Source organism: Protofrankia sp. CiP1_Cm_nod3, assembly GCF_982290655.1.
On sequence record NZ_CEVIVD010000120.1, the window covers coordinates 10,339 to 11,245 of the forward strand.

Sequence of the window (907 nt, forward strand, 5' to 3'; positions counted from 1 at the left end):
GCCTGGGTGTCGTTGGTTGACGCCCAGGCAGAACCGCACTGGATACCCGCTGGCCGGCGTTGCCGGCAGGATGACGCTGACTGCCGCCAACGGGGTCACGCTGACTAGATGTCAACGTGACGCCGCGGACTGTCAACGTGGTACCGCGTCGCGTTGCCGTATGGGTCGGTGTTGTGGTCAGCTCCGGGGGGTGCCGTCGCCGTCCCCGCGGCGGATACGTTCGGACAGTTCCCGCAGGAACTCCGGGTTGTCGTCGGGCGCGACCGGCTGTGGCGCGGGACTACGGCGTGGCCACGACGGCCACCGGAGATTCGACGGCCCGTCCTCGGCGCCATCCCGGCTGCCTCGGCCGAAGCCGTCGGCCCCGGCCCAGCGGCCCCGGCCTTCCCATGTTGGATGATCCATGGGCTCGATACCGTCGTCGGCGTAGTCGTCACGACGGGGGCGGCCGACAACGAGCCAGGCCACGCCGCCGATGGCGTAGAAGAAAACGATGATGGCAATCCAGGCGATCTTGGGAAGTGTGCGCACGGCGGCTGACGGGGCCATGATCGCGTCAATGAGCGTGAAAATCCAGAAGCCGAAGATTGCCAGCGTCAGTACGAACCCCACCACCGCACCGTTGATCCTCTCCAGTCTTCACTCCGACCGTCATGACCATCTGTCACGACCCGGAGTCCTGATCGCGTGTGGACCCATATCCATCGTCATCCGACGGTACAGCCAGTGCTCTCTGGAGCGGTTCCGATGCCCATAGGTGACCATGGACGCCCGTTGGTGCCCAAACAGCCGATGTCCATTGGAACGGCTGATGCCCGTGGGAACCATCCGCCCGTCCGGTCGGATCGGTGACGCCAGGACGACCGCCGCGCAACGACAACGCTCCCAGTGTGCTCCTTTCGATGGC

Annotated in this window: 1 protein-coding gene; it reads right to left on the reverse strand. The window is 65.8% G+C overall.

The annotated features are described in order from the left end of the window. Nucleotides 1-177: 177 nt before the first annotated feature. A complete protein-coding gene (locus AC5LUJ_RS18810; RefSeq protein WP_493465389.1) occupies nt 178-612 on the reverse strand; it encodes a PLD nuclease N-terminal domain-containing protein in 435 nt (144 codons plus the stop codon). Nucleotides 613-907: the final 295 nt, after the last annotated feature.